The sequence below is a fragment of the Burkholderia sp. LK4 genome (assembly GCF_001043615.1).
GTDB lineage: Bacteria > Pseudomonadota > Gammaproteobacteria > Burkholderiales > Burkholderiaceae > Burkholderia > Burkholderia cepacia.
Genome location: NZ_LDUL01000092.1, coordinates 1 through 26,983, shown reverse-complemented (window position 1 = coordinate 26,983; position 26,983 = coordinate 1). Strand labels below are relative to the sequence as shown.

Below are 26,983 nucleotides of genomic sequence, written 5' to 3'. Positions count from 1 at the left end.
ATCAGGGCGAGATCATGCCTAGACGTTTCTTCAACGACTGCGGTTTGCCCTCGAAGAGCGCCGCGTAGTAGACGGTGTTCGACAGCACGTTCTTCACGTAGTCGCGCGTCTCGTTGAACGGAATCGTTTCTGCGAAGATCGCGCCTTCGACCGGCTGCGTCAACACCTGGCGCCACTGGCGCGGCCGGCCCGGGCCCGCGTTGTAGCCGGCCGTGGCGAGCACCGGCGAGCTGTCGAAGTTGTTGTAGATGTCCGCCAGATACCAGGTGCCGAGCTGGATGTTGGTATCGATGTCGTGCATCTGCGTGCGCGAGATCGTGCCGAGGCCGAGCTTCTTCGCGACCATCTGCGCGGTGGCCGGCATCAGCTGCATCAGGCCGCCCGCGCCCACCGACGAACGCGCGCTCGTGATGAAGCGCGACTCCTGGCGGATCAGCCCGTACGCCCATTCGGTGTCGAGACCCGTCGACTGCGCGTAGCGCTCGACGATGTTGCGGTACGGCGACGGGTAGCGCAGCGTGAAATCGTGCTCCGCTTTCGTGCGGTCGGCCGTGTTGACCGTGCGGTCGAGCAGGTCGACACGCTTGCCGTACTCGGCGGCCGCGAGCAGCTGGCGATCGGTCATCCCGCGCAGCGGCCAGTTCCATTCGCGGTTGCCCTCGAGGCGCAGGTTCAGCGCGTAGAAACGCTGCGCGAGCGCGAAGCCCGGAATCTTGCCCATCGCGTCGATCTCGGCGTCGCTCACCTTCGTGCGCGGCGGGATCGTCGTGCGCTGGCCGAGCTCTTCACCGGCGAGCTGCCCGTAGAAGTTGTACTGCCCGGCGACCTGCTCGAATTCCTGGTTCGCCTGCAGCGTGTCGCCGCTCTGCTTGAGCGCGCGCGCATGCCAGTAGATCCACGCCGGATCGTCGCGCAGCGACGGCGGCATCTGCTCGATCGACCAGCGCACCATCGGCCAGTTGCCGGCGAGCAGCGCGGCGCGCGTGCGCCATTCGTAGCCCGGGTTCGACAGCGGCGCATTCTTGGATTTCGCATACCAGACCGATGCGAGCGGCGAGCGCTTGATCGCGCCCTGGTAGCCGATCGCGCCCCACGCGATCGCCTGCTCCTGTTTGGTCAGCGAAGGCGCGACCGTCGTGAGCATGCCGGCGGCCGCGTCCGGATCGTTGCGCGCCATGCGGCCGAGCGCGATCAGCGCGAGCTGGTGCGACGTCGCGTCGGGGCCGACGCCGCGCGCGAGGTACAGCGGCGGCGCGCTCGTCGCCTGGTCGAAGCCGACCGGACGCGCGCCGAGCGCGTCGACGATCTTGCCGCCGAGCGTCGTGTAGTTCTGCTCGTACGCGAGGCGCGCCTGCTGCCACACGTCGTCGCTCGTGAACTGCTGGTTGACCGTCAGCGCGGTGATCAGGTCGACGCATGCGTCGCCGTAATTCTTCGGCTCGACGAGCAGCGCACGCGCCGCATCGGCGACGTTCTCGCCGCGCGCCGCGCGCGATTCGAGCGCATAACACTTGACCTGCGTGTCGTCGTCGAGCACGAAGCGCTTGTATTGATCGTCGAAGTTGCGCCAGTCGTGGCGCGCACCGAGCACGAGCAGGTAGTCGTTGCGCAGGCGGTCGGCGATCGCCTGGCCATCGTAGCGCTGCAGGAACGACTGCACGGGCGCGTCCGGCGCATCCACGCGCGCGCGGCCCGTCGAATCGAACAACTGCGGCTTGATCTGGAAATACTCGACGTAGGACGGTACCGGATAGTTCGGAATCATCGACGCGAGCTGCGCGGCTTTCGCGGCGTCGTTGCGGCGCGCGGCTTCACGAAGCTGCACGAAGGTCTGGTCGTCCCCGGAGACCGTATCGTCGTTCGGTGCGGCGCACGCGGCCGTGCCCGCGACGAGCGCGGTGGCCGAAAGCGTCAGCGCGACCGCGCGATATACTCGGAAAAGGCTGTTCGACATCGTTTTGAATGGAGCACGAAGTGAGCGAAAGCATAGCACGCAACCCTGTGCCGAACCCGAAGGTTGCGCTACGCAAAACGCTGTCCGGCGCGCGTCGCGACGCCGCGTCGCAACCCGCCGCGAATGCCGCGCTCGACGCGCGGCTGCGCACGCTGCTCGAACGGCTCGCACCGCGCACGGTCGGGTTCTACTGGCCGCTGCCGGGCGAATTCGATGCGCGCGAGGCGGTGCTCGCCTGGTGCGCGGCCGGTGCCGGCCGGCGCGCGGCGCTGCCCGTGATCGGCGAGCGGCACACGCCGCTCGAGTTCCATGCATGGGACACGCACACGCCGATGCGCGAAGGCCATCACCGGATTCCGGAACCGGCGTCGGGAATCGTCGTCGTGCCCGACCTGTTGCTGATTCCCTGCGTGGGATTCGATCCGCAGCGCTACCGGCTCGGCTACGGCGGCGGCTATTACGACCGCACGCTCGCCGCGTGGCCGGCCAGCCAGCCGCCCGTGACGGTCGGCATCGCCTATGAAGCGTGCCGCGTCGACGCACTGCCGGCCGAAGCGCACGATCTCGCACTGGGCTGGATCGTGACCGACGGCGCGCTCTACCCGGCCGCCGGATGATGCGGCGGGCGCCGCCGCGTCCGTCGTCGCACGCCCGCCGGCGCATTGCCGCGCGCCACGGCCGGCGCAACCCCGGCCCTGACCCAACCGTTTACAGCGACGCCGCCGCGCGCGCGGCCGTGTCGTACAGGCCCGATGCGTTGCGCAGCAACTGCGCCGCGTCGCCGATCTGCTCGTTGGTGAGCCCGCTGTCCTTCAGCGTCTCGATCAGGCAGTGCTCGCGCACCTCGCGGTACTTCAGGCACAGGTCGCGGCCCGCGTCGGTCGCGAAGAAGAACACTTCCTTGCCGTTCTTCTCGCTCTTCACATAGCCGCGGGCGATCAGTTTTTTCAGCGCATAGGTCGCGACGTGCGTATCCTCGATATTGAGCACGAAGCAGATGTCGGCGAGCTTCTTCTTGCGTTCACGGTGGCTGACGTGATGCAGCAGCGACACCTCGACCGCCGTCATGTCCTTCGCGCCGGCCGCCGACATGCAGCGCACCATCCACCGGTTGAACGCGTTGCCTGCCATGATGAGCCCGTATTCGAGCTCCGACAGCTCCGCGCTCGAATCGGAAACGAGGTGTTCGGATGACACGATCTTGGTCGCAGGACGCTTCATGTAAAGACGGAGCAAGCCGGATGACAGGGTGTGCCGAGTGTACGCCAGAAGCCCGGACATACGGGCTAGGCGAAAACGCTTATTGGGAAGTTGTCGATATTTTATTGACAATGTGCGCTAACATTGCCGTCCGAACCGTGCCAGTCCGATGACGCCACCCCGCATTTATCCGCTCGGCGATGCCGCCCTCGTCTGCGAGGTGCCGCCGCCCGCCACGCTCGATTGCCAGCGCCGCGTCTGGGCCGTTGCCGAGGCCGCGCGCGCGTGGCCCGACGTGATCGACGTCGTCCCCGGCATGAACAACCTGACCATCGTGTTCGACCCGCTCGTCGCGACGGCCGACTCGCTCACGCCCGCGCTGCGTGACGCGTGGGAGACGGCCGACGTCGAGCATGCGGACGGTCGCGAGGTCGAAATCCCGGTCGAGTACGGCGGCGCCGCCGGCCCCGACCTGGCGGCCGTCGCCGCCCATACCGGCCTGTCGGCCGACGAAGTCGTCGCGCGCCACGCAGCCGGCGCCTACGTCGTGTTCTTCGTCGGCTTCCAGCCGGGCTTCGCCTATCTCGGCGGGCTCGATGCCGCGCTGCACACGCCGCGCCGCGCGGCGCCGCGCCTCGAGGTGCCGGCCGGCTCGGTCGGCATCGGCGGCGCACAGACAGGCATCTACCCGGCCACGTCTCCCGGCGGCTGGCAACTGATCGGCCGCACGTCGCACGTGCTGTTCGATCCGGCGCGGCCGCAGCCGACGCTGCTGCTGCCCGGCGACCGCGTGCGCTTCACCATTGCGGGAGTCGACGCGCGATGACCCAGAACAACGCACCGGGCACCATCGAGGTGGTGCGGGCCGGCCCGCTGTCCACCGTGCAGGATCTCGGCCGCCGCGGCTCGCGCCATCTCGGCGTCGCGCAGGGCGGCGCGCTCGACAGCCTCGCGCTCGAGGTCGGCAACCGGCTGGTCGGCAACCGTCCCGACGCGGCCGCCGTCGAAATCACGATCGGCCCGGCCGCCTTCCGCTTCACGCGCGCGACCCGCATCGCGATCACCGGCACCGAGTTCGGCGCCACGCTCGACGGCCGGCGCGTATATTCGTGGTGGAGCCTGCCGGTCGAGGCCGGGCAGACGCTCGTGCTGCCGGCCGCGAAACGCGGGATGCGCGGCTACCTGTGCATCGCCGGCGGCATCGACGTGCTGCCGATGCTCGGCTCGCGCAGCACCGATCTCGCGTCGCGCTTCGGCGGCCTCGGCGGCCGCGCGCTGCGCGACGGCGATCGCCTCCCGGTCGGCGTGCTTCCGGCCGGGATGGGCTGCCTCGCGGCCGATGCGCCCGAATTCGGCGTAAAGGCGCCGGCGTGGTGCGCGTTCGCGCGCGTCGACGAGCCGCCGCGCCGCCACCGCCCCGCGCATGCGCCGTGGGCGATGCCCGTGCGCGTGCTGCCGGGCCCCGACTACGCGTCGTTCGCCGCCGATGCGCAGCAGGCGTTCTGGGACGAGGAATGGCTCGTCACGGCGAACAGCAACCGCATGGGTTATCGGCTTGCGGGCGTCGAACTCGTGCGCGAGCGGCCGGCCGAGCTGCTGTCGCATGCGGTGCTGCCCGGCACGATCCAGGTGCCGCCGAACGGCCAGCCGATCGTGCTGATGCACGACGCGCAGACCACCGGCGGCTACCCGAAGATCGGCACGGTGATCCGTGCGGACCTGTGGAAACTCGCGCAGGCGCGGCTCAACCTGCCGATCCGCTTCGTGCGCACGACACCCGACGCCGCGCGCGCCGCCCTGATCGCAGAACGTGCCTACCTGCGGCAGATCGACGTGGCGATCGACCTGCGCGAGGAAGCGCGCCGCCGCGCCCAGTCGCGCGCGGCATGACGATGGCGGTAGCAGTACCGAAGGCAGTAGCAGCAAGAACGGGCCACGCAATCAGTGGACGAGGAACACCATGGAAATCGATCTGAATGCCGATCTCGGCGAAGGATGCGGATCGGACGAGGCGCTGCTCGACCTCGTCACGTCCGCGAACATCGCATGCGGGTGGCATGCGGGCGGCGCGAACGCGATGCGCGACTGCGTGCGCTGGGCCGTGCAGAAAGGCGTCGCGATCGGCGCGCATCCGAGCTTTCACGATCCGGAGAATTTCGGCCGCAAGGAAATGCAGTTGCCGGCCGGCGACATCTACGCGGGCGTGCTGTACCAGCTCGGCGCGCTGTCGGCGATCGCGCAGGCCGAGGGCGGGCGCATCGCGCACGTGAAACCGCACGGCGCGCTGTACAACCAGGCCGCACGCGACCCGATGATCGCCGATGCAGTGGTGTCCGCGATCCGCGATTTCGATCCGTCGCTCGCGGTGTTCGGGCTCGCGAACAGCGTGTTCGTCGCGGCCGCGCGGCACGCGGGGCTCGCCGCGGTGGAGGAAGTGTTCGCCGATCGCGGCTACCGCGCGGACGGCTCGCTCGTGCCGCGCAACCAGCCCGGCGCGCTGATCGACGACGAAGACACGATGATCGCGCGTACGCTGGACATGGTGCGCAGCCGTCAGGTGCGTGCGATCGGCGGCGAATGGGTGATGCTCAATGCGCAGACCGTCTGCCTGCACGGCGACGGGCCGCATGCGCTGGTGTTCGCGAAACGGATTCGCGCCGCGCTCGAGGCGGTGGGTGTCGACGTCGTCGCGCCCGGCATGCTGCAGGCCGACGAACGCGCATGACCCGGCCGGCTGCCTGATCCGTCGCACAAAAGAAAAAAGCGCCCTCGTGGCGCTTTTCCGTTGGCGCAATCGCTGCGGCTTGGCCGTCTGTCGATTCGCCCCCCGAAACCGTCTTTCGACGGTGACCGGAAAAATCTTCCGGATTAAAAAACGTCCGCCGCCGCCCGATCACTGCATTCCCCGGTCAGACGACGGAACGTTGCTTATCTGCAAGTCGGCCTGCATGCATGTTTTGTCCGACGATGATTGGCCCCGCCGTGCATGCAGACACTCCGCGGCCGGCACGTGCTTCACGTGCCGGCAACGCTAACCCCGCGCTTATTTCTGCTACCCCGTAGAACTTATCTATTCTTTTCATTTTTTCAACTTGTGGGGTGAAGAATAGATATTGGCGGAACGGGATGTCAATCGTTTTAAACGCTATTTTCCGACGATTCAAGGGTTTTCCTTATCGATTGCCGCCCACGCGCACGCGTTTCGCCGCGGGTGCGCGAGGCCAATCAAACAGGGGAAGATCGGTGCGGGCCGTCGGGCGCGATCAGTTCGCGTCGACCCGGTATCCTTGCTGGCGCAACAATTCGAGCACGCCGCGCGGGCCACCCAGATGCAGCGCGCCGATCGCGACGAACAGCGGCCGGTTCGGTGCGGCGATTGCCGTCATCCGTGCAACAAAGCGGCGGTTGCGCTCGTACACGATCTTGTTGTCGATCGACGCCGACAACACCTTCGAACGCGCGAGCCGTTCGCTCTTCGCGACGGCCCACGCCGAGATCGCATCGGCGTCGCCAATTCGCCACAGCCGGTGCAGCGCCTTGATGTCGTCGGCGTTCTGTGCAGGCGTCTGCACCATGTCCTGCGCGAGCATCTCGCGCTGCTCGGCGAGCGTCAGCCCGGTGAACGCGCGCATCTGTTCGGCGAGGGTCTCGAGCCCGATCACGCGGCCGCCCTTCTTCTTCAGGAACACGTTCTGCAACTGCGCCTCGGTGCCGTACTCGGTCTGCAGGCCGGCCGACAGCGAATCGTAGGTCTCGACGACGAGCGCCGCAAGCCACGGCCGCATCTTGCGGATCTCGGCGAGCGCGGCCGGGTTGCCGCGCAGGCGCGCCGCGAGCCGCTGCCACAGCGGCTCCGGCAGCAGGCGCTGCAGGCACGGGTAGCGGCATACGCCGTACTTCGACACGTCGTCCTGCGATTCGAGCAGGTCGTCGGGCGACAGTTCGAGCGCGAGCGTCGGCGACGCGGCGAGCGCCGCGAGAATGCGCGGCCGGAACGGCTGCGCGCTCGGGTAATCGGACGGATCGCCCGTGTGCAGCGTGCCGAGCACGTAGAGCGTGACACGCCCCTTGGTCGCGACGTAGAACGGCATGCGCGCGGGCTGCACACGCACCGCGCCGCTCGCGACCGTGCCGTTCGACACGGCGGGTGCATGAAAACCCGGCAGGCTCATGCCGGGCGGCGGGACTTGCGACGGATGGATCGGTGAAGTGGCCGGCGCGCGCCCTTCGGCGCGCGCGGATTCGACGGGAACCACGAGGCTGGCCGCCACGCACGCGCCGGCCAGCGCCGCGCCCGTGACGGTACGCACGCCCCAGCGCCGCGCGTAGCGGTACGCGCGCATCACGCGCGCGCCGCTTGCCCCCGCACGGCGCACGCCGGACGCGCGCGCCGCCATCACTTCAGGCATTCGCCTCCCCTACCTCCTCGGCCCGATGGCAGGCCACGCGCCGGCCGTCGACCTCGCGCAGCTGCGGCTCCTCCGCACGGCAACGCTCGACCGCATACGGGCAGCGCTGGTGGAACGCGCAGCCCGACGGCGGATTGAGCGGCGACGGCAGTTCACCCTGCAGCTTGATCTGCACGCGGCGGTCTTCCTCGAAGATCGCCGGCGTCGCCGACATCAGCGCGCGCGTGTACGGATGGCGCGGCCGCGCGTAGATCGTCGCCTTGTCGCCGAGCTCGGCGACGCTGCCGAAGTACATCACCATCACGTCGTCCGCGACGTGCTCGACCACCGACAGGTTGTGCGAGATGAACACGTAGCTCGTCTTGAACTGCTCCTGCAGATCCATGAACAGGTTCAGGATCTGCGCCTGGATCGACACGTCGAGCGCGGACACCGGCTCGTCGGCGACGACGATGCGCGGATCGAGGATCATCGCGCGCGCGATCGCGACACGCTGGCGCTGGCCGCCCGAGAACATGTGCGGATAGCGCTTCGCGTGTTCGGGCCGCAGGCCGACCGTGCGCATGATCTGCGCGATGCGCTGCGCGCGCTCGGCGGCCGTCAGGTTCGCGTTGATCTCGAGCGGCTCGGAGAGCGTCTGCTCGACGGTCTTGCGCGGATTCAGCGACGCGAACGGGTTCTGGAACACCATCTGCACGCGGCGGCGCAGGTCGGCGACCGTCTCGCGGTTCGCGCCGGCAACGTCCTTGCCGTCGATCGTCAGGTGGCCCGCGGTGGGCGTCTCGATCATCGTGAGCTGGCGCGCGAGCGTGGATTTTCCGCAGCCCGATTCGCCGACGACGGCGAGCGTCTTGCCGCGCTTCAGCGAGAACGACACGCCGTTCAGCGCCTTCACCGTACCCTGCCCGAACATCCCGCGTTTCACCGAATAGTGTTTCGCGAGGCCGTCGGCCACCAGCACGGCTTCCTCGTCGTGCGGCGTGGCACGCGTCTGATTGACTGCATTCATCGTGCACCTCCCGTCAGGTCGAGGTTGGAAACATTGAGCGGCTTGATGCAGCGCGCACGCATCGCATCGTTGGCCGGCACCAGCGTATCGAGCGCCGGCCGCGCCTTGCGGCAATCGTCGACGACGTACTTGCAGCGCGGCGCGAACAGGCACCCGGACGGGCGATCATCGCGGCCCGGCACCATGCCCGGCAATGCGGCAAGGCGACGCGCCCCCTTATTGTGCTCGGGAATCGCGGCGAGCAGCGCTTCGGTGTACGGATGATGCGGCGCGCGGAAGATGTCCGGCACGCGATTGGTCTCGATGACCTCGCCCGCATACATCACCGCGACACGCTGCGCGACTTCCGACACCACGGCCAGGTCGTGCGAGATCAGCACGAGCGCCATCCCGCGCTCCTTCTGCAGCTTCACGAGCAGGTCCATGATCTGCGCCTGGATCGTCACGTCGAGCGCGGTGGTCGGCTCGTCGGCGATCAGCAGCTTCGGGTTGCACGCGACGGCCATCGCGATCATCACGCGCTGGTTCATCCCGCCCGACATCTGGTGCGGGAACGACGCGATGCGGTTCTTCGCATCGGGAATGCCGACCTGGTCGAGCAGTTCGAGCGCGCGCCGGTGCAGCGCGTCGCCGCGCAGCCCTTCGTGCAGCTTCAGCACTTCCTTGATCTGGTAACCGACGGTGTAGCTCGGGTTCAGGCTCGTCAGCGCATCCTGGAACACCATCGCGATGTCCTTGCCGACGATCTTGCGGCGCGCTTTCGGCGATGCCTTCAGCAGGTCCACGCCGTTGAACGTGACCTCGTCGGCCGTCACCTTGCCCGGCGCGTCGATCAGGCCCATCAGCGCCATCATCGTCACGCTCTTGCCCGAGCCCGATTCGCCGACGACGCCCACCACCTCGCCCGGCGCGATCGACAGGTTGATCCGGTCGACGGCGGGCAGGCCGTTGAAGTTCACCGCGAGATTGCGGATGGTCAGTAGGTTCTCGCTCATGTCATGCCATCCGCTTCAGTTTGGGATCGAGCGCGTCGCGCAGCCCGTCGCCGAGCAGGTTGATCGCGAGCACCGAAATCAGGATCGACAGGCCGGGCATCGTCACGATCCACCATGCGTTGTCGATGTAGTCGCGCGCAGAAGCGAGCATTGCGCCCCACTCGGCGGTCGGCGGCTGCACGCCGAGGCCGAGGAAGCCGAGCGCGGCCGCGTCGAGGATCGCCGACGAGAAGCCGAGCGTCGCCTGCACGATCAGCGGCGCCGTGCAGTTCGGCAGCACCTGCGAGAACATCAGGCGCAGCGTGCCGGCACCGGCCACGCGCGACGCCGTCACGTACTCCTTCTGCAGCTCGCCGAGCGCCGACGCACGCGTGAGACGCACATAGGCCGGCAGCGCGACGATCGCGATCGCGAACATCGTGTTGGTGAGGCCCGGGCCGATGATCGCGACGACCGCGACCGCGAGCAGCAGCGACGGCAGCGCGAGCAGCACGTCCATGATGCGCATCACGGGCGTGTCGGCCCACTTCTGGAAGAACGCGGCGACGAGCCCGAGCACGATGCCGGGGATCAGCGCGAGCACGACCGACACGAAGCCGATCCAGAACGACATCCGTGCGCCGAACATCAGGCGCGAAAGGATGTCGCGGCCCGCTTCGTCGGTGCCGAGGATGAATTGCCAGTTGCCGCCCGCGAGCCACGCGGGCGGAATCTTCACGTAGTCGCGGTATTGCTCGACCGGGCTGTGCGGCGCGAGCAGCGGTGCGAGCAGCGCGACCAGGATCAGCACGATCACGACGATCCCGGCGCCGACGGCGCCGCGGTTGCGCGAGAAGTTGGCCCAGAACTCGCGCAGCGCGAGCGCACGGCCGCCAGCCGGCGCGGATTCGCTCGGCAAGGTGTTTTGCAGATTGCTCATGGAATTACCTCGTGTGGCGGATGCGCGGATTCAGCACGCCGTACAGCAGGTCGACGACCAGGTTCACGACGATCACGAGCGTCGCGATCAGCAGGATGCCGCCCTGGACCACCGGATAGTCGCGACGGCCGATCGCATCGATCAGCCACTTGCCGACACCAGGCCACGAAAAGAGCGTCTCGGTCAGCACGGCGCCCGCGAGCAGCGTGCCGATCTGCAGGCCGATCACGGTGACGACCGGGATCAGCGCATTGCGCAGCGCATGCACGACGACCACGCGCGCGGGCGACAGCCCCTTCGCGCGTGCGGTGCGGATGTAGTCCTCGCGCAGCACTTCGAGCATCGACGAGCGCGTCATCCGTGCGATCACCGCGAGCGGGATCGTGCCGAGCACGATCGCGGGCAGGATCAGGTGGCTGACCGCCGACTTGAACGAGCCTTCGTCCGGCGCGAGCAGCGCGTCGATCAGCATGAAGCCCGTCGGATGCGGGAAGTCGTATTCGACGGCGATGCGCCCCGACACGGGCGTCCAGCCGAGGTATGACGAAAACACCATGATGAGGATCAGCCCCCACCAGAAGATCGGCATCGAGTAGCCGGTGAGCGCGGTGCCCATCACGCCGTGATCGACGACCGAGCCGCGCCGCAGCGCGGCGATCACGCCGGCCGGCAGGCCGACCGCGAGCGCGAACACGAGCGCGCACAGCGACAGTTCGACGGTCGCCGGGAAGCGCGCGAAGAACTCGCCCGCGACGCTCGTGTTGGTGATGATCGACGTGCCGAGGTCGCCATGCAGCGCCCGGCCGATGTAGTGGAGGTACTGCATGGGCAGCGGCTGGTCGAGCCCGAGGCGTTTCATCGCCTCCGCATGCATCGCGGGATCGACGCCGCGCTCGCCCATCATCACTTCGATGGGGTCGCCCGGTATCAGGTGAATCAGCGCAAACGCCAGGATGGTGATGCCGATGAAGGTCGGGATCACCATCCCCACGCGGCGCAACACGAATGTGAACATGATGCGTCTCGTATTTTCTTGTGGGAAATGTGCGACCGGCGACGGGAAGCTTTTGGCCTCCCGCCGCCGGATGAATTAGCCGGTCTTCGCGACAGCTTACGACAGGCGTATTACTTCACGCCAACACCGTCGAAACGAGCATAGCCGAGCGGCTCGATACGCATGTCGACCACGTTCTTGCGCACCGGCTGGTAGACCGTCGAGTTCGCGATCGGCGAGAACGGCAGCTGTTGCGCGAAGATCTGCTGGGCCTGCGTGTAGAGCTTCGTCCGCGCGTCCTGGCCCGTCGTCGTGCGGCCCTTCTGGACCAGCTCGTCGAACGGCTTGTAGCACCAGTGCGAGAAGTTGTTGCCCTTGATCGCTTCGCAGCCGAGCAGCGTGCCGAGCCAGTTGTCCGGGTCGCCGTTGTCGCCCGTCCAGCCGATCAGCATCGTGTCCTGCTCGCCCGAGTGCGCGCGCTTGATGTACTCGCCCCACTCGTACGTGACGATCTTCGCCTTCACGCCGATCTTCGCCCAGTCGGCCTGGATCATCTCGGCCATCAGGCGGGCGTTCGGGTTGTACGCGCGCTGCACGGGCATCGCCCACAGCGTGATCTCGAAGCCGTTCGCATAACCGGCCTTCGCCAGCAGCGCCTTCGCCTTCGCGGTGTCGTACGCGGCCATCTTCAGGTTCTTGTCGTACGACCATTGGGTCGGCGGCATCGGCGCGGAAGCCGCCTGGCCGGCGCCCTGGTAGACGGATTCGAGGATCGCCTTCTTGTTGATCGCCATGTCGAGCGCCTGACGCACCTCGAGCTTGTCGACCGGCTTGTGCTCGACGTTGTACGCGAGGTAGCCGAGGTTGAAGCCTGCCTGCGACGGCATGTCGACACCCGAATCGGCCTTCAGCGTCGCGATGTCGGCCGGACGCGGATAGCTCATCACCTGGCATTCGTTGCGCTTGATCTTCTGCACGCGCACGCCCGGGTCGGGCGTGATCGAGAAGATCAGCTTCGAGATCTTCACTTCGCCCTTCTTCCAGTAATCAGGATTGCCGTCGAACCGGATCGTCGCATCCTTCGTGTAGCTGCGGAAGATGAACGGGCCCGTGCCGACCGGCTTCTGGTTGATGTCGGCGGCCTTGCCGGCCTTCATCAGCTGGTCGCCGTATTCGGCCGACAGGATCGACGCGAATTCCATCGCCATGTTCTGGATGAACGGCGCATTCGGCTCGGCCAGCGTGAACTTCACGGTGTACGGATCGACCTTCTCGACCTTCGTGATCAGCTTGTCGAGGCCCATGTCGGTGAAGTACGGGAACGACACCGGGTACGCCTTGCGGAACGCCTGGTTCGGGTCGAGCATGCGCTGGAACGTGAACAACACGTCGTCCGCGTTGAATTCACGCGTCGGCTTGAAGAAGTCGGTCGTGTGGAACTTCACGCCGTGGCGCAGGTGGAACGTGTACACCTTGCCGTCGGACGATACGTCCCATTTCTCGGCGAGGCCCGGCTCGACCTTCGTGCCGCCGCGCTCGAATTCGACGAGGCGGTTGTAGACGGTGAACGTGGCGGCGGTGAAATCGACGCCGGTCGTGAATTGCGCGGAATCGAAACCCGCCGGGCTGCCTTCTGAGCAGTAGACGAGCGTTTTGTTCGGAATCTGTGCGAATGCAGAACCCGCGACGCCGAGCGATGCCGCTGCCACGCCTGCAATGGCGGTAACACGCAGGGTGTGCAACAGACGGTTGTATTCCATGTTTCCTCCAGGTCTCCAGGTCGGAACCGGCCCGCCAGGGGCCGGCGTACGCGGATATTACTTGAGCTAACGATGTGGCAACAAGCTGGAGAAAAAACTCCTCTACATGCCCGCGCGGGTTTGTGCCGATGTTTAGTGGGGGTAAAAAATGCGAAAACGCGCGCGAGCGACAATTCCGTTCATCTCGCGCAAGTTTCGTTCGACGACTAAACAATTCGGGCGCGAACACGAAGGCTCGACGCGCCGTTTCCGCGTGTTCCACAGCACATCATTGCGTTTTGCGAAACGATCCGATAATCGTCTTCAAATCGTCATGTCGTCACGCGGGTGCGTCGAGGTCGGCGCTGCGCGCGGGCACGAACGCGACCGCGACGATCGACAGCGCGATCCCCGCCATCACGTAGTAGGTCGGCGCGAGCGGCGTGCCCGTGACCTTGATCAGCCACGTGACGATGAACTGCCCGAACCCGCCGAACAGCATCACCGCGACGTTGTACGCGATCGACAGCCCGGTCGAGCGCACGTTGGCCGGGAACAGTTCGGCGATCATCGCGCCGAACGGCCCGTAGTAGCCTGCGAGCGTGATCGACAGCACGACCTGCACCGCGATCAGCCGCGCGATGCTCGGCGCCGCGTCGAGCCACGCGAACAGCGGATACATCAGCGCGAGCGTCAGCACCAGCGACCACAGCGACAGCCCCTTGCGGCCGATGCGGTCCGACCACGCGCCCGCGACCGGCGACAGCACCATCAGCAGCAGGTTGCCGGCGATCACCGCGTAGAACGATTCCGCGTAGGGCAGCTTCAGCTGCTTCACCGCGAAGGTCGGCAGATAGCTGATCAGCACGTAGATCGTCACCGTCAGCGCGATCACCGAGCCGAGCCCGCACAGCATCTCGCGCGGGTGGCGCGTGAACACTTCGCCGAGCGTCGCGCGGCGTGCGTTCTGCTGCGCATGCAGGAACGCTTCGGAATCGGCGAGATGGCGGCGGATGTAGAAGCCGATCGGGCCGATCACGAGCCCGAGGATGAACGGCACGCGCCAGCCCCAGCTGCGCAGTGCATCGTGCGACAGCCCGCGCGTGACGGCCGCGCCGACGAGCGCGCCGATCAGCAGCGCGGCCGCCTGGCTCGCCATCTGCCAGCTGCCGTAGAAGCCGCGTTTCGAGAACGGCGCGGCCTCGATCAGCAGCGCGGTCGCGCTGCCGAATTCGCCGCCCGCGGAGAAGCCCTGCAGCAGGCGGCCCAGCACGATCAGGATCGGCCCGCCGATGCCGATCGCCGCGTAGGGCGGCGCGACCGCGAGCAGGAAGATACCGCCCGTCATCAACAGGATCACGAGGGACAGCGCGGCCTTGCGGCCGGCGCGATCCGCGTACAGCCCGAACACGATGCCGCCGATCGGGCGCATGAAGAATGCGACGCCGAACGTCGCCGTCGTCAGCAGCAGCGACGAATATTCGCTGGAGGTCGGGAAGAACAGCTCGGCGATCACGACCGTCATGAAGCCGAACACCGTGAAGTCGTACCACTCGAGCGCGTTGCCGATCACGGCGGCGAACACCGCGCGGCGGTTCAGCGCACGCTCGGGCCGAATCGTTTTCGTTGAATTCGCAATCGTCGCCATGCGTGCCTCGTCCTCGTCAGTACGCCGTGTCGGGCGGCGCGGTGCGCGGGGTGCCCGCGGCGCGCTGGTTTGCAGCGAGTGTAGAAAGCGACGGAACCGTTTTCAAGCAATAAAAAACGCCCGCCATCGTTCGACGGCGGGCGTTTTGCGGTTTTCGCCACAATGCGGCATCGCACGATGCCGCACGGGCCTCAACCCATCTTCGAGAAGGCGCTGCACCAGCCCTTCGCCGACACCTGCTTGCCGGGGAAGGCGCCGCACGGGCCCGAGGCCGAGCCCTTCTTGCCCTGGTACAGCATGCAGGCCGCACAATCCTGGCCCGCTGCGTATTTCGGGTACTTCGTCTTGTCGACCTTCGTGGCATCGGCCTTGTAGCCGAGCGCCACGGCGGTCGGATCGGTTTCCGACAGCATCGGCGCATCGGCCAGCGCTTCGCGCGACAGCGCCAGCGCGGACACGGCACCAATGCTCGTAATCAGGAAACTCCGACGGGATGTTTTCATGGGGGACTCGCTCCAACGTTATCGGTTTGAAAGCTGTTCCAGGGTCTGTCTACCGATGGAACACGCATGCGTTGCCCCGAGAAGGGCCGCTCGCGAGGCGCGCGACGCCGCGAATACTGGACGTATTCGCAAGGAGTGCAACGCGGCGAGCGGCCCTTCTCGGGGCAACCCCTAATCGGTATCGTTTCCACGGGAAGACCCGAAATCGCCCGCATGGCGGCGTCGGTCGTCGCTTGTTTGGCTCGGCCAAACGGCGCTCCTCCCTCCTTGCCCTGCGAGCGATTTCGGGCCTTCGCATGCGTGTTCCATCGGTAGACAGACCCTGTACAGCCGTTCGACAGAATAACGCTCAAGCGAATAAATGTGCGTGCCGAAATTCCAGAGATAAGGAATTTCACACGGCTGCCACGTGCCTGCAACCTAGCCGACACGCACACGCGACATGCCCGCTACACGCCCGCCACATCAGCGGTAAGCCGCCATGTCGCCCACGCGCTGCGCGAGCGCGAGCGACGCGGTGAGCCCCGGCGACTCGATGCCGAACAGGTTCACGAGCCCGCGCACGCCATGCTGCGCGGCGCCCTGCACGATGAAATCGGCCGGCGGCTCGCCGGGCCCCGCGAGCTTCGGCCGGATGCCCGCGTAGGCCGGCTGCAGCGCGTCGTCGGGCAAGCCCGGCCAGAACGCGCGGATCGACGCGTAAAACGCGGTCGCACGCGCCGGATCGACTTCGTAGCGCAGCGAATCGCACCACTCGACATCCGGGCCGAAGCGCGCCTGCCCGCCGAGATCGAGCGTCAGGTGCACGCCGAGCCCCGCGCGATCGGGCATCGGGTAGATCAGGTGCGAGAACGGCGCGCGGCCCGACAGGCTGAAGTAATTGCCGCGCGCGAGATAGAGCGGCGGCACCCAGCGCGGGTCGAGGCCGCGCGTGCGGCGCGCCAGCGCCTGCGCGCCGAGGCCCGCGCTGTTGATCACGCACGCGGCCTCGATCTCGGCGGGCGCGTCGCCGCCCGTGCGCACGACGAAGCGCCCGCCGCGCAGCACGTCGATCGATTCGACCGGGGATTTCAGCGCGCACACGGCGCCGTCGCGCTCGGCGTCGCCGAGCAGCGCGAGCATCAGCTGGTGGCTGTCGACGATGCCGGTGGACGGCGAGAACAGCGCCTCGACGCATTCGAGCGCGGGCTCGAGCGTCTGCGCCTCGGCACGCGTGAGCGGCATCAGGTCGAGCACGCCGTTTTCGGCCGCGCGCGCGGCGATCGCCTTCAACTGCTTCACCTGCGCGACGCTGGTGGCGACGAGCAGCTTGCCGGTGCGCCGGTGCGGCACGTGATGCGTCTCGCAGAATTCGTACAGCAGGTCGCGCCCGTGCACGCACGACGTCGCCTTCAGCGACCCGCGCGGATAGTAGAGCCCCGCATGGATCACTTCGCTGTTGCGCGAGCTCGTACCCGTGCCGATCGCATCGGCGGCCTCGAGCACGAGCGTTTCACGCCCGCGCGCGGCCAGTTCGCGCGCAATCGCAAGACCGACGACGCCCGCGCCGATCACGACACAATCCATCTGCTCCATGACGTTTCGCGCCGCTAGCGCGTCGAGGGGAGAGAAGAGAATTGTACGTCCCGGTTCTCCCGCTTGCCGAAGGTCGCGCACCGCGTCGCGACGACACGGTGCACGCCGCACGGCACGGCGCGCGCATGCCGCCGCCGTGCCCGCGCCGCCGGTTCAGAAGCCGATCGGCCGGCGCTTCGCGGCGCCCTCGTCGGCCCGGATGTCGCGCGGCCCGATCGCGTCGCGCCCGTCGAGCCGGGCGGCGCCGAACGCGTGCAGCAGCGCGCGGCGCATCGTGCGCGGCGGTGTCGCGGCCAGCACGTCGAGCGCGTCGTCGCCCAGGGTCTCCGGAAAGCGCCGCCCCCACGCATGCGACGTGCGGATCTCGTCGTAGATCGTCTGCGCGATCCGGCGCGCGCCGGCCGCATCGGGCGGCTCGATCTCGTACACGTTCATCCGGTTGAGCAGCGGCTCCGGGATTGCATGCGCATCGTTCGCGGTCGCGATCCAGATCACGTTGCCCGCATCGATCGGCACTTCCGCGAATTCGTCGATGAACGCGCGCGCGGTGTCGTGCTCGAGCAACGCGTACAGCGCGCCGAGCGGATCGTATTGCGCGTCGCTGCCGGCCTTGTCGATCTCGTCGACCGTGATCACCGGGTTCGCGTAGCTGCCGTTCACGAGCGCATCGAACACCTTGCCGGGCTTCGCGTTCTTCCATTGCGACGACGCCCCCGACAGGATCCAGCCGGCCGTCAGCGAACTCATCGGCACGTAGTGGTACGCGGTGCCGAGCAGCTGCGCGAGCGCCTTCGCGAAATGCGTCTTGCCGATGCCCGGGGGCCCGAGCAGCAGGATCGGCATCAGTTCGAGCCGGTCGTCCGTTTCGAGACACAGCGCGATCTGCTTGCGCACGTCGTCGAGCGGCTCGGCGAAATTGGGCAATGCCTCGCCGAGCGCGTCGAACGACGGCATCCGGTTCGGCTTCACGCAAAAGCGCAGATTGCCCGTCTTGAGCATCTTCTCGTAGGTGGCGCGCAGTGCGTCGCTCGCGCTCTCGTTCAGGTCGCTCAGCGCCGTCTCGACCTGCTCGAGGTCGTACACCGTGCTGAAGGACGCCACCGCCAGTTCCTGTTTCACCATCGCCGTCGTCATACCAACCTCGCTGCCGCTTGCTGTCACACGATCATCAGACCCTTACGATTTCAGTGTAGCGATCCCGTATTCCCGCGCAAGCAAGCAGCCACGCGCGTGTGCTGCTAACACCCCGCGCGCGCTGCACGCCAGCGCACCGCGGCGTATGATCGTCGGTTCACCCACCCGCCGCACCGGCCCGGCCGACCGCGCCCCCCCGCGGCGCGTCGGATCTCGCCCCGAAGGTATGCCGATGTCCGTCCCCACTGCTTTCCCGCGCGTCGATGCCGATGCGACCGGCGCCGTCGACGCGGCGCTCACGTCGCGCCGTGCGATCCGCGCGTTCCTGCCGACGCCCGTGCCGCGCGACACGCTCGAGGCGATCCTCGAAGCCGCGAGCCGCGCGCCGTCGGGCACCAACATCCAGCCGTGGCGCGTGTACGTCGCGACGGGCGCCACGCGCGACGCGCTCGCCGCCGCGCTCACCGCGGCCCACGACGATCCCGCGCGCGACGAGAAATACGTCGCCGAGTACGACTACTACCCGCGCGAATGGGTGTCGCCGTATATCGACCGGCGCCGCAAGGTCGGCTGGGACCTGTACGGCCTGTTGAACATCGGCCGCGACGACAAGGCGCGCATGCATGCGCAGCACGCGCGCAACTTCCGCTTCTTCGATGCGCCGGTCGCGCTGTTCTTCACACTCGACCGCGTGATGACACACGGTGCATGGCTCGACTGCGGGATGTTCCTGCAAGGCGTGATGACGGCCGCGCGCGCACGCGGGCTCGATACCTGCCCGCAGGCCGCGTTCGTGCCGTTTCACCGGATCATCGCCGAACACCTCGGCATTCCCGCCAACGAACAGTTGGTCTGCGGCATGTCGCTCGGCCATGCGGACCCCGACGCGATCGAGAACCGCCTCGTCACCGAGCGCGCGAGCGTCGCGGAGTTCGCGCGTTTTTTCGGTTGAAAACGCATGACGCGGCCCTACCTTTCGAACAGGACCGCATCGTGCGGCGAACCTGTCGCGACGCGTCCTGTCACATCACGACCGAAATCGATCGGGCGTAAGATGTGCGTCCGTTCCCCGCTATCGCGCGTTCCCGGAGACGTTTCATGCTGAAACACGGCCTGGCCGTCCTGCTCGCGAGCATCGCGCTCGCCGCCCATGCGCAGAGCCCCGCGCCGGCCTCCGTCGCGTGGGAGATCCAGGTGGTACGCGACGGTCAGACCATCGACACGTTCCAGCAGCGCACCACCGTGGGTCAGACCCGCACCGATACCCATCGCTATCCGTCCGCCGTGCCGGTCGGCTGCGGCAATGCCGCGCGCGTCGTGCCGACCGAGCGCTCGCGCTCGGTGACGGTCGCGCCGCTCACCGTCGATGCCGGCGCGAACACCGTGTCGCTCGCGCTCGACGTGCAGGAAACGCTCGACGACGAAAACGCGACGCGCAGCGATCCGTGCGTACCCGCGTCGCCGCGGCAAATCGTCGCGAGCCACCCCGGCCTGACGGTCGGCGCCGACGCGTGGACCGACTGGACGCTCGTCGAGCAGCGTCCGCACCTCGTGTACCGCGTGCGTGCGCACGTCGCGAAGGATTGAGCGTCATGTCCGCCGACGCTCTCTCCCTGCCGTTCGCCGAACCGCACGCCGCGCCCGACGAAATCACCGCGGTGAGCTGGAACCTGCACAAGGGCCGCTCGCCGCTCGGCTTCACCGCGTGGAACGCGATGCGCAACTGGATGCAGTCGACGCACGCCGACGTGTATTTCCTGCAGGAAGCGATGGCGCGCCGCATGCCGCGCCCGATGCTCGCGCCCGGCTTCGGCGCGCCGATGGACGACGCGGTCGACGACGTGTGGCACTGCCAGGCCACCGAGATCGCGCAAGCGCTCGACTGGCAGATCGCGCTCGGGCCGAACGTGTTCAAGCCGTCGTGGCGGCACGGCAACGCGATCCTGTCGCCGCACCCGCTCGACCTCGGCGGCCGCTGGGACATCTCCGCGCACCGCTTCGAGCGGCGCGGGCTGCTGGTCGCGCGGGCGACGCTTGCGGGCGCGCGACCGGTCACGCTGCTGTGCGCGCACCTCGCGCTCACGCGCGCCGCGCGGCTGCGCCAGATGCACTGGATCGCGCACTGGATCGTGCGCAACGCGGGCGACGGCCCGCTGATGCTGGCCGGCGACTTCAACGACTGGCGCAACGATTCGGTCGCGCTGTTCGGCGAGATCGGGTTGTCCGAGGTCGCGACGCTGCTCGGCGAATCGGGCCGCACGTTCCCCGCGTTCTCGCCAGCGCTCGCGCTCGACAAGATGTTCGTGCGCGGGCTGACGCCGCTCGAATGGCGCGCGCCGTCCGGCGAGGCCGCGTGGCTGTCGGACCACCTGCCGTATATCGCGCGCCTGCGCCTCGATCCGCAATAACGGCTATACGGCCGCGAAACGGCCGCAAAACGCTCGCAACAACGACCGCGACCGCGAGTCGATCACGCCTCCGGTCGCCCCCGGCGAAAGCGCGGCCGCGCGGCACGCGCTACATTAACGGCTTGCCCGTTCCTCCCGCGCCCGCCGCCGGGCCGCGCCGCCATGACCTACCTGCCGATCCTGCTGCAAATCGCCGTCGTCTATCTCGTCGCCGCGATCACCCCCGGCCCGAATTTCTTCATGATTTCGCAACTGTCGCTCGCGGGGCGGCGCAGCCTCGGCGCCGCGTCGGCGCTCGGCGTCGGCACCGCGTCGGTCGCCTGGGCCTCGCTCGCGATGCTCGGCCTCGCGGCCGTGCTGCACCAGGTCGAATGGCTGTACGAGGCGATCCGGATCGGCGGTGCCGTGTACCTCGTGTATTTCGGCCTCAAGCTGCTGCGCTCGGGCGTGCGCCGCGACGCGGCACCGGCCGATGCGCCCGACGAACGCGCACCGCTGGCCGCGCCGCACGCGCGCGACTACCTGCGCGCGTATCGCAGCGGCCTGTTCACGTGCCTGACGAACCCGAAATCGTGCGCGTTCTGGACCAGCGTGTTCGCCGCGATGCTGCCCGCGCACGTGCCGCTGTGGTTCAACGGCGCGGTGCTGGTGACGATCGGCGTGCTGTCGGCCGGCTGGTATTCGTGCGTCGCGTACCTGTTCGCGAGCCCGCGCGCGCAGCGCGGCTACCGGCGCGTGCGGCGCCCGCTCGACGCGCTGTGCGGCGTGGCGCTCGTCGGCCTCGGCGCGAAACTCGCGGCCGAGCGCTGAAAACTGAAAGCAGATTGAAATAATTCGTTGCGCCAAATCCGCGCAGCCGCGGGGGTCAAGCCCGCGATCCGCGCCAACAGGGTAAAATAACGAGTTCCTCAATCGTCTGTCATCGAGAAGGCGCGTGTCCGACGCGCCGGCCGGCCGATCCTCGATCGGGCCGTCGCACTCGGTTTTTTTGCCCGTTTTTGGGCCCGTTACTCGCGTTCGCTACGCGCGTCCGTTTTCAAAGCCATGAGCAAATACGACACCGCCACCGTCCAATCCGTCCATCACTGGACCGACACGCTGTTCAGCTTCACCTGCACCCGTGAGGCGAGCCTGCGCTTCAACAACGGCGAATTCACGATGGTCGGCCTCGAAGTCGACGGCAAGCCGCTCGCGCGCGCCTACTCGATCGTCAGCCCGAACTACGAAGAGCATCTCGAATTCTTCAGCATCAAGGTGCAGAACGGCCCGCTGACGTCGCGCCTGCAGCACCTGAAGGTGGGCGACACGGTGCTGATCGGCAAGAAGCCGACGGGCACGCTGGTTGCCGACAACCTGCTGCCGGGCAAGACGCTGTGGATGCTGTCGACGGGCACGGGCCTCGCGCCGTTCATGTCGATCATCCGCGATCCGGACATCTACGAACGCTTCGACAAGGTGATCCTGACGCACACGTGCCGCCTGAAGGGCGAGCTCGCGTACATGGACTACATCAAGCACGACCTGCCGGGCCACGAGTACCTTGGCGACATCATCAAGGAAAAGCTCGTCTACTACCCGACGGTCACGCGCGAAGCGTTCGACAACGAAGGCCGGATCACCGACCTGATCGCGACGGGCAAGCTGTTCACGGATCTCGACGTCCCGCCGTTCTCGCCGGAAAACGACCGCGTGATGCTGTGCGGCAGCACCGCGATGCTGAAGGACACGACCGACCTGCTGAAGCAGGCCGGCCTCGTCGAAGGCAAGAACAGCGCGCCGGGCCACTACGTGATCGAACGCGCATTCGTGGACTGATCAGTCCCCAGATTTGCGCGTCATCAAGAACCGGAGCGAAAGCTCCGGTTTTTTTTCGTCCCTACTTGGCGAATTCGTAACAAATTGGGATCATCCCATCTCAAATAGTTACATTTGGATACGTCATCGTCCGGCGCTCGGGTGTCAGTGTTTTTCCTACAACACGTTCATTCCGATTATTCACATTTACCCTTAAATGTCCGCCCGACATGACCTTTTCGGAAATTTTGAGATATTATTCGCCGCGCGTGGTTGCCGTTCGGATGAGAGTGGAAGGGTCGGATGCAAGTGTTACAAGACGTAACTTTTGTTACCTCGGCAGGGTGCGATTCTCTGGCGGCGACCGTCTTCGAAACGGCAGCCGATCCACGCAGCCAGCCGGTGTCTGAACCGCTTTCTGACAGCAGGGAGAGTCATGGATACGTCGCTTAACGCGCCTTTGGGCGCCCACGCCCCGTTCCCGTCGCAACAGCTCGTGCCGGGCTGCGCCGCGACTCCGCCCATTGCCGACGCCGCGCCGAAACGCGGCGCCTCCGCCGCGCGGATCGCAGCGCTGTCTGCCCAATTGCTCGCCGCCGACGAAGCCGCTCGCCGCCACCTGGCCGGTGAGTTGCATGACGGACTCGGCGCCGAACTCACCGCCGCGCGTTTCGCGCTCGCAAACGTTCAAACGTGGCTGCCGGCCGACGCGCCGGACGGTTGCCTGCGCGCGCTGGAGCTGGCGCAGCAGGCGCTCGACGCCGCAACCGACGCGAATCGCCGGCTGATCGACGAGCGCGACACGCCGGCGCTCGACGCGGGCGTGGTCGGCGCGTTGTCGTCGTGGGTCGACACCCATGCGGCACGCACGGGCCTGCGCACCAGCTTCGTGTGCGCAGCCGATGCGCGCCTGACGCAAGTCGCCGGCGCCGGCGCGCTCGCGGTGTTCCGCGTCGCGCAGGAAGCGTTGTCGAACGTCGCGAAGCACGCCCGCGCGACGTCGGTCGACGTGCGGATCGTCACCGACGGCACGCATCTGTCACTGATTATCTCCGACGATGGTACCGGTTTCCCCCGCAGCCGCCGCAGCGGCTACGGTCTCGCCGGCATGCGCGCCCGCTGCGAGGCGTTCGGCGGCAGCTTCGAGACGGCCACGCCGGAAGCCGGCCACGGCACGCGCGTCACCGCGCGCTTCGCCTGGGATTCGCTGCTCGCGGTGCCCGTCACGGCCCGCCGCGCGTCGCTTTCGTGAGGTCGTCATGAGCCTGAACATCCTGCTCGTGGACGATCACGCGATCGTCCGGCAAGGGATCCGCCAATTGCTGATCGACCGTGGCGTCGCGCGCGACGTCACCGAGGCCGAGAACGGCGGCGACGCCATGGCCGCCGTCGACAAGCAGGAATTCGACGCGATCCTGCTCGACATCTCGCTGCCGGACACGAACGGCATCGAAGTGCTCAAGCGCCTCAAGCGCAAGCTGCCGCGCACGCCGGTGCTGATGTTCTCGATGTACCGCGAGGATCAGTACGCGGTGCGCGCGCTGAAGGCCGGTGCCGCCGGCTACCTGTCGAAGACGGTCAACGCCGCGCAGATGATCGGCGCGATCCAGCAGGTCGCGGCCGGCCGCAAGTACGTGAGCCCCGCGATGGCCGAGGCGCTCGCCGAATACGTGTCGTTCGAGAACGAGCCGCTGCCGCACGAGAAGCTGTCCGACCGCGAATACCAGACGCTCTGCATGCTCGCGTCGGGCAAGCGCCTCACCGACATCGCGAACACGCTGTCGCTGTCCGTGAAGACGGTGAGCGTGTACCGGTCGCGGCTGCTCGAGAAGATGCGGCTGTCGAACAATGCGGAACTCACGTTCTACGTGATGAGCAACCAGCTCGTCGACATGGCGCCCACGGCCGGCGCCTGATTTCCCCGCCGGGCCCGACTCACCCGACCCGACCCGGCGACGCGGCGCATGCCGCGCCGCCGCCGAGTGCCGTCCGCCGCCCCGCCTTTGGGCGCGCAAGCGCTTGTTTTATCGGACGATTTCGCGGCACACCGCTGCGCCGCAGCGAGTCTTGCGCGCCAAATCGGCTAAAATTGCGGGTTTTCACTCAGTCAGCGCTATCGCGCCCGCGCGCGCTGGCGATTCATCCGCAATGTCTCTCTTCCGCAAGAAAAACGTCGATCGCATGATCGCCGGCGCGCAGGCCGCCGGGCTCAAGAAAGCGCTCGGCGCGATCGACCTCACCTTCCTCGGCATCGGCGCGATCATCGGCACCGGCATCTTCGTGCTGACCGGCACCGGCGCCGTGCAGGCCGGCCCCGCGCTGATGCTGTCGTTCGTGATCGCCGCGATCGCATGCGGCCTCGCGGCGCTGTCGTACGCGGAATTCGCGTCGACGATCCCCGTCGCCGGCTCGATCTACACGTACTCGTACGCGACGCTCGGCGAACTCGTCGCGTGGATCATCGGCTGGGACCTGATGCTCGAATACGGCCTCGCGTCGTCGGCCGTGTCGGTCGGCTGGTCGGGTTACCTGCAGTCGCTGCTGCAGGGCTTCGGGCTGACGCTGCCCACCGTGCTGACGGCCGCGCCCGGCGCGGTGCCGGGTGTCGTCACGTGGTTCAACCTGCCCGCGTTCCTCGTGATGATCGTGATCACCACGCTGCTGTCGATCGGCATCCGCGAGTCGACCCGCATCAACAACATCATGGTGTTCATCAAGGTGTCGGTCGTGCTGCTCGTGATCGCGGTCGGCGTGTTCCATGTGACGCCCGCCAACTGGAAGCCGTTCATGCCGCACGGCTGGAACGGCGTGTTCGGCGCGGCGGCCGTGATGTTCTTCGCGTTCATCGGCTTCGACGCGGTGTCGTCGGCGGCCGAGGAAGTGAAGAATCCGAAACGTGATTTGCCGATCGGCATCATCGCGTCGCTCGCGGTGTGCGCGGTACTGTACGTGACGGTCGCCGCGGTCGCGACCGGCATCGTGCCGTCGGCGCAGTACGCGAACATCTCGCACCCGATCTCGTATGCACTGCAGGTCGCCGGCGAGACGTGGGTGGCGGGCTTCATCGATCTCGGCGCCGTGCTCGGCATGCTGACCGTGATCCTCGTGATGAGCTACGGCCAGACGCGCGTGATCTTCGCGATGTCGCGCGACGGGCTGCTGCCGGCAACGCTGTCGCGCGTGCACCCGCGCTTCGCGACGCCGTTCCTGACGACCTGGCTCGTCGGCCTGTTCTTCGGGCTGATCGCCGCGCTCGTGCCGCTCAACGTGCTCGCCGAGCTGATCAACATCGGCACGCTCGCGGCGTTCTCGATGGTGTCGATCGCGGTGCTCGTGCTGCGCCGCACGCACCCCGACCTGCCACGCGCGTTCCGCTGCCCCGGCGTACCGGTCGTGCCGATCCTCGCGGTCGCATCGTGCCTGTTCCTGATGCTGAACCTGCAGCCCGTCACGTGGGCCGCGTTCGGCATCTGGCTCGTGATCGGCCTCGTGATCTACTTCCTGTACTCGCGTCACCACTCGAAGCTCGCGCACGGTCACCACGACGCGCACTGAGCGCCGCCGTGCCGCACGCGGCACGGTGCGCATCCGCGGGGCCGCCATCCGGCCCCGCCCCCTCCTCTCCGCTCACTCACCCGTCACGCCGCCGCGTTGCGTTTCCCGCAACGATTCGCGCGGCAGTTCCCGTTTTCATCGGCTGTTTTTCGAATGCCGGTATATTCGATTCGGATCGACAAATTAATCGATGAAAAATGTAATTCAATTGAATTGAATATGAATAGAAGAAAATAATCTCGCAAACGACATTGAACTCCTTCATTCGCCAAACTAGTATTCAGGTCGGCCGGCCGCACACACCCGCCCAGCCTGCGTCAGACGGGGAATTCGCCGCAACATGAACGCAACGCGATGCAATCGGCTTCATCGAATCGCATTTCCATCAAACAGAAATTCATTGCGCGTTCACGAACGAATTTTCAGCATCTTTTTAATTAACAACATTTAAAGCCGGATAATCCGGTCGCTGGTATTGAATTGCCTCCGAGGGGAGGCATGTCGCTGCACCTGTCCGAAGTTCAACAAGAACCAGAGAGGTCTGTCATGAGCAATACATTGGTCAACGTCACGGCGAAGGTCGAAATCAGCGCGACCAACCAGACGATTGCGGGGCTCAGGGATTATCAAAGCAAGAACTGGGCGATCGGGCTGAACGGGGATACGCTCGCGCCGGATGGTTTCCTCACGTTCTTCACCGAACGCAACCTGCCGTTCAGCTACTACGTCCGCGCGCGTGGCGTCTCGGTCGGCGAGCCGAGCGCATACCAGGCGAACATCGAGACGCTGACGCAGCACATCGCCGCGATTCGCGCGTCGGAGACGAACCAGGTCCAGGCGACGATCCGCGAGCTCGAGCTGTACAAGTCGCGGAACTGGGCGATCGGCCTGAACGGCACGACGCTGCAGCCGGACAATTTCCTGCCGTTCTTCGGCACCCGCTCCGTGCCGTTCGAGTATTACGTGCGCAGCGGCGGCGTCGAGCTTGGCTCGCCGAGCGCGTATGACAACAACATCCGCAACCTGACGCAGTACCTGGGCTCGCTCTGACGCATCGCCCCGCCGGGCGGATGCATCCGCCCGGCAACCTGCCGACGGCCCGGCACGGGCCGTCCCGCTCGCCTTCCCCGCCGCTGCGCGCCTCCCC

At 67.1% G+C, this 26,983-nt stretch carries 26 protein-coding genes; 13 read left to right on the top strand and 13 right to left on the bottom strand.

Features of this window, described 5'->3' with window-relative positions; all coding sequences use genetic code 11:
- Position 1: 1 nt before the first annotated feature.
- Positions 2 to 1,954, bottom strand: a complete 1,953-nt coding sequence (locus VK92_RS34740) for a lytic transglycosylase domain-containing protein (protein WP_048026618.1) — start codon at positions 1,952 to 1,954, stop codon at positions 2 to 4.
- Between the two features lie 8 nt (positions 1,955 to 1,962).
- On the opposite strand from VK92_RS34740, the gene VK92_RS34735 reads away from it, so the two are divergent.
- On the top strand, positions 1,963 to 2,571 hold the full coding sequence (locus VK92_RS34735; RefSeq protein WP_048026616.1) for a 5-formyltetrahydrofolate cyclo-ligase: 609 nt from the start codon (positions 1,963 to 1,965) through the stop codon (positions 2,569 to 2,571).
- 91 nt (positions 2,572 to 2,662) lie between these two features.
- Here the strand turns inward: VK92_RS34735 and VK92_RS34730 are convergent, their stop codons facing one another.
- A complete protein-coding gene (locus VK92_RS34730) occupies positions 2,663 to 3,175 on the bottom strand; it encodes a winged helix DNA-binding protein (protein WP_027788908.1) in 513 nt (170 codons plus the stop codon).
- Positions 3,176 to 3,323: 148 nt separating this feature from the next.
- Between VK92_RS34730 and pxpB the strand changes: the two genes are divergently transcribed.
- The 3 genes from pxpB to pxpA all read left to right on the top strand — a co-directional run bounded on the left by pxpB (position 3,324) and on the right by pxpA (position 5,879).
- Positions 3,324 to 3,980 (top strand): 5-oxoprolinase subunit PxpB, encoded by a 657-nt coding sequence (gene pxpB / locus VK92_RS34725; protein WP_048026614.1) that lies wholly within the window; start codon positions 3,324 to 3,326, stop codon positions 3,978 to 3,980.
- Positions 3,977 to 5,044 (top strand): biotin-dependent carboxyltransferase family protein, encoded by a 1,068-nt coding sequence (locus VK92_RS34720; protein ID WP_021163774.1) that lies wholly within the window; start codon positions 3,977 to 3,979, stop codon positions 5,042 to 5,044. The genes pxpB and VK92_RS34720 overlap by 4 nt, the downstream gene beginning before the upstream one ends.
- Before the next feature lie 70 nt (positions 5,045 to 5,114).
- Complete coding sequence (gene pxpA, locus VK92_RS34715) at positions 5,115 to 5,879, top strand: 5-oxoprolinase subunit PxpA (RefSeq protein WP_048026612.1); 765 nt, start codon at positions 5,115 to 5,117, stop codon at positions 5,877 to 5,879.
- Positions 5,880 to 6,063: 184 nt separating this feature from the next.
- Here the strand turns inward: pxpA and VK92_RS42220 are convergent, their stop codons facing one another.
- From VK92_RS42220 to VK92_RS34665, 11 genes are all read right to left on the bottom strand, one after another.
- Positions 6,064 to 6,318 (bottom strand): hypothetical protein, encoded by a 255-nt coding sequence (locus VK92_RS42220; protein WP_124469190.1) that lies wholly within the window; start codon positions 6,316 to 6,318, stop codon positions 6,064 to 6,066.
- A gap of 99 nt (positions 6,319 to 6,417) precedes the next feature.
- Entirely contained in the window at positions 6,418 to 7,563 is a 1,146-nt protein-coding gene (locus VK92_RS34710) for a TraB/GumN family protein (protein WP_048026611.1), read from the bottom strand.
- The gene (locus tag VK92_RS34705) at positions 7,556 to 8,572 is read right to left on the bottom strand and encodes a peptide ABC transporter ATP-binding protein (RefSeq protein WP_021163770.1); all 1,017 of its coding nucleotides are present in this window, start codon (positions 8,570 to 8,572) and stop codon (positions 7,556 to 7,558) included. The genes VK92_RS34710 and VK92_RS34705 overlap by 8 nt, the downstream gene beginning before the upstream one ends.
- A complete protein-coding gene (locus VK92_RS34700; RefSeq protein ID WP_021163769.1) occupies positions 8,569 to 9,567 on the bottom strand; it encodes an ABC transporter ATP-binding protein in 999 nt (332 codons plus the stop codon). The genes VK92_RS34705 and VK92_RS34700 overlap by 4 nt, the downstream gene beginning before the upstream one ends.
- A gap of 1 nt (position 9,568) precedes the next feature.
- Positions 9,569 to 10,486, bottom strand: coding sequence for an ABC transporter permease subunit (locus VK92_RS34695; RefSeq protein ID WP_021163768.1), 918 nt, complete (start codon positions 10,484 to 10,486; stop codon positions 9,569 to 9,571).
- 4 nt (positions 10,487 to 10,490) lie between these two features.
- Positions 10,491 to 11,501 carry an ABC transporter permease subunit gene (locus VK92_RS34690; protein ID WP_011353491.1) on the bottom strand — a complete coding sequence of 337 codons (1,011 nt, stop codon included), beginning with the start codon at positions 11,499 to 11,501 and terminating at the stop codon, positions 10,491 to 10,493.
- Between the two features lie 110 nt (positions 11,502 to 11,611).
- On the bottom strand, positions 11,612 to 13,240 hold the full coding sequence (locus VK92_RS34685) for an ABC transporter substrate-binding protein (RefSeq protein WP_021163767.1): 1,629 nt from the start codon (positions 13,238 to 13,240) through the stop codon (positions 11,612 to 11,614).
- 319 nt (positions 13,241 to 13,559) lie between these two features.
- Complete coding sequence (locus VK92_RS34680) at positions 13,560 to 14,867, bottom strand: MFS transporter (RefSeq protein WP_048026609.1); 1,308 nt, start codon at positions 14,865 to 14,867, stop codon at positions 13,560 to 13,562.
- A 191-nt stretch (positions 14,868 to 15,058) separates the two neighbouring features.
- Positions 15,059 to 15,370: a high-potential iron-sulfur protein gene (locus VK92_RS34675; RefSeq protein WP_021163765.1), complete on the bottom strand. Its 312-nt coding sequence runs from the start codon at positions 15,368 to 15,370 to the stop codon at positions 15,059 to 15,061.
- Positions 15,371 to 15,835: 465 nt separating this feature from the next.
- Positions 15,836 to 16,945, bottom strand: coding sequence for an NAD(P)/FAD-dependent oxidoreductase (locus VK92_RS34670; protein ID WP_048026607.1), 1,110 nt, complete (start codon positions 16,943 to 16,945; stop codon positions 15,836 to 15,838).
- Between the two features lie 153 nt (positions 16,946 to 17,098).
- Positions 17,099 to 18,079 (bottom strand): AAA family ATPase, encoded by a 981-nt coding sequence (locus VK92_RS34665; protein WP_048026605.1) that lies wholly within the window; start codon positions 18,077 to 18,079, stop codon positions 17,099 to 17,101.
- A 232-nt stretch (positions 18,080 to 18,311) separates the two neighbouring features.
- On the opposite strand from VK92_RS34665, the gene VK92_RS34660 reads away from it, so the two are divergent.
- From VK92_RS34660 to VK92_RS34620, 9 genes are all read left to right on the top strand, one after another.
- A complete protein-coding gene (locus VK92_RS34660) occupies positions 18,312 to 19,031 on the top strand; it encodes a nitroreductase (RefSeq protein WP_042977599.1) in 720 nt (239 codons plus the stop codon).
- A 146-nt stretch (positions 19,032 to 19,177) separates the two neighbouring features.
- Positions 19,178 to 19,666 carry a hypothetical protein gene (locus VK92_RS34655; RefSeq protein WP_048026603.1) on the top strand — a complete coding sequence of 163 codons (489 nt, stop codon included), beginning with the start codon at positions 19,178 to 19,180 and terminating at the stop codon, positions 19,664 to 19,666.
- Between the two features lie 5 nt (positions 19,667 to 19,671).
- Positions 19,672 to 20,487 (top strand): endonuclease/exonuclease/phosphatase family protein, encoded by an 816-nt coding sequence (locus VK92_RS34650; RefSeq protein ID WP_021163082.1) that lies wholly within the window; start codon positions 19,672 to 19,674, stop codon positions 20,485 to 20,487.
- A gap of 162 nt (positions 20,488 to 20,649) precedes the next feature.
- Positions 20,650 to 21,297, top strand: coding sequence for a LysE family translocator (locus tag VK92_RS34645; RefSeq protein WP_048026602.1), 648 nt, complete (start codon positions 20,650 to 20,652; stop codon positions 21,295 to 21,297).
- A 234-nt stretch (positions 21,298 to 21,531) separates the two neighbouring features.
- Positions 21,532 to 22,302 carry a ferredoxin--NADP reductase gene (locus VK92_RS34640; protein WP_027788896.1) on the top strand — a complete coding sequence of 257 codons (771 nt, stop codon included), beginning with the start codon at positions 21,532 to 21,534 and terminating at the stop codon, positions 22,300 to 22,302.
- A gap of 415 nt (positions 22,303 to 22,717) precedes the next feature.
- Positions 22,718 to 23,533, top strand: coding sequence for a quorum system sensor histidine kinase RqpS (gene rqpS / locus VK92_RS34635; protein WP_042973076.1), 816 nt, complete (start codon positions 22,718 to 22,720; stop codon positions 23,531 to 23,533).
- 7 nt (positions 23,534 to 23,540) lie between these two features.
- Positions 23,541 to 24,197, top strand: coding sequence for a response regulator transcription factor RqpR (rqpR, locus tag VK92_RS34630; protein ID WP_021157028.1), 657 nt, complete (start codon positions 23,541 to 23,543; stop codon positions 24,195 to 24,197).
- Positions 24,198 to 24,429: 232 nt separating this feature from the next.
- Positions 24,430 to 25,836, top strand: coding sequence for an amino acid permease (locus VK92_RS34625; RefSeq protein ID WP_048026600.1), 1,407 nt, complete (start codon positions 24,430 to 24,432; stop codon positions 25,834 to 25,836).
- A 546-nt stretch (positions 25,837 to 26,382) separates the two neighbouring features.
- A complete protein-coding gene (locus tag VK92_RS34620) occupies positions 26,383 to 26,886 on the top strand; it encodes a hypothetical protein (protein WP_027788893.1) in 504 nt (167 codons plus the stop codon).
- The last annotated feature ends 97 nt before the right edge of the window (positions 26,887 to 26,983 follow it).

Excerpts from the sequence above, each read along its gene's own strand:
- VK92_RS34740 (WP_048026618.1), bottom strand. The coding sequence starts at position 1,954 with ATGTCGAACAGCCTTTTCCGAGTATATCGCGCGGTCGCGCTGACGCTT.
- VK92_RS34735 (WP_048026616.1), top strand. The coding sequence starts at position 1,963 with ATGGAGCACGAAGTGAGCGAAAGCATAGCACGCAACCCTGTGCCGAAC.
- VK92_RS34730 (WP_027788908.1), bottom strand. The coding sequence starts at position 3,175 with ATGAAGCGTCCTGCGACCAAGATCGTGTCATCCGAACACCTCGTTTCC.
- pxpB (WP_048026614.1), top strand. The coding sequence starts at position 3,324 with ATGACGCCACCCCGCATTTATCCGCTCGGCGATGCCGCCCTCGTCTGC.
- VK92_RS34720 (WP_021163774.1), top strand. The coding sequence starts at position 3,977 with ATGACCCAGAACAACGCACCGGGCACCATCGAGGTGGTGCGGGCCGGC.
- pxpA (WP_048026612.1), top strand. The coding sequence starts at position 5,115 with ATGGAAATCGATCTGAATGCCGATCTCGGCGAAGGATGCGGATCGGAC.
- VK92_RS34710 (WP_048026611.1), bottom strand. The coding sequence starts at position 7,563 with ATGCCTGAAGTGATGGCGGCGCGCGCGTCCGGCGTGCGCCGTGCGGGG.
- VK92_RS34705 (WP_021163770.1), bottom strand. The coding sequence starts at position 8,572 with ATGAATGCAGTCAATCAGACGCGTGCCACGCCGCACGACGAGGAAGCC.
- VK92_RS34700 (WP_021163769.1), bottom strand. The coding sequence starts at position 9,567 with ATGAGCGAGAACCTACTGACCATCCGCAATCTCGCGGTGAACTTCAAC.
- VK92_RS34695 (WP_021163768.1), bottom strand. The coding sequence starts at position 10,486 with ATGAGCAATCTGCAAAACACCTTGCCGAGCGAATCCGCGCCGGCTGGC.
- VK92_RS34690 (WP_011353491.1), bottom strand. The coding sequence starts at position 11,501 with ATGTTCACATTCGTGTTGCGCCGCGTGGGGATGGTGATCCCGACCTTC.
- VK92_RS34685 (WP_021163767.1), bottom strand. The coding sequence starts at position 13,240 with ATGGAATACAACCGTCTGTTGCACACCCTGCGTGTTACCGCCATTGCA.
- VK92_RS34680 (WP_048026609.1), bottom strand. The coding sequence starts at position 14,867 with ATGGCGACGATTGCGAATTCAACGAAAACGATTCGGCCCGAGCGTGCG.
- VK92_RS34675 (WP_021163765.1), bottom strand. The coding sequence starts at position 15,370 with ATGAAAACATCCCGTCGGAGTTTCCTGATTACGAGCATTGGTGCCGTG.
- VK92_RS34670 (WP_048026607.1), bottom strand. The coding sequence starts at position 16,945 with ATGGAGCAGATGGATTGTGTCGTGATCGGCGCGGGCGTCGTCGGTCTT.
- VK92_RS34665 (WP_048026605.1), bottom strand. The coding sequence starts at position 18,079 with ATGACGACGGCGATGGTGAAACAGGAACTGGCGGTGGCGTCCTTCAGC.
- VK92_RS34660 (WP_042977599.1), top strand. The coding sequence starts at position 18,312 with ATGTCCGTCCCCACTGCTTTCCCGCGCGTCGATGCCGATGCGACCGGC.
- VK92_RS34655 (WP_048026603.1), top strand. The coding sequence starts at position 19,178 with ATGCTGAAACACGGCCTGGCCGTCCTGCTCGCGAGCATCGCGCTCGCC.
- VK92_RS34650 (WP_021163082.1), top strand. The coding sequence starts at position 19,672 with ATGTCCGCCGACGCTCTCTCCCTGCCGTTCGCCGAACCGCACGCCGCG.
- VK92_RS34645 (WP_048026602.1), top strand. The coding sequence starts at position 20,650 with ATGACCTACCTGCCGATCCTGCTGCAAATCGCCGTCGTCTATCTCGTC.
- VK92_RS34640 (WP_027788896.1), top strand. The coding sequence starts at position 21,532 with ATGAGCAAATACGACACCGCCACCGTCCAATCCGTCCATCACTGGACC.
- rqpS (WP_042973076.1), top strand. The coding sequence starts at position 22,718 with ATGGATACGTCGCTTAACGCGCCTTTGGGCGCCCACGCCCCGTTCCCG.
- rqpR (WP_021157028.1), top strand. The coding sequence starts at position 23,541 with ATGAGCCTGAACATCCTGCTCGTGGACGATCACGCGATCGTCCGGCAA.
- VK92_RS34625 (WP_048026600.1), top strand. The coding sequence starts at position 24,430 with ATGTCTCTCTTCCGCAAGAAAAACGTCGATCGCATGATCGCCGGCGCG.
- VK92_RS34620 (WP_027788893.1), top strand. The coding sequence starts at position 26,383 with ATGAGCAATACATTGGTCAACGTCACGGCGAAGGTCGAAATCAGCGCG.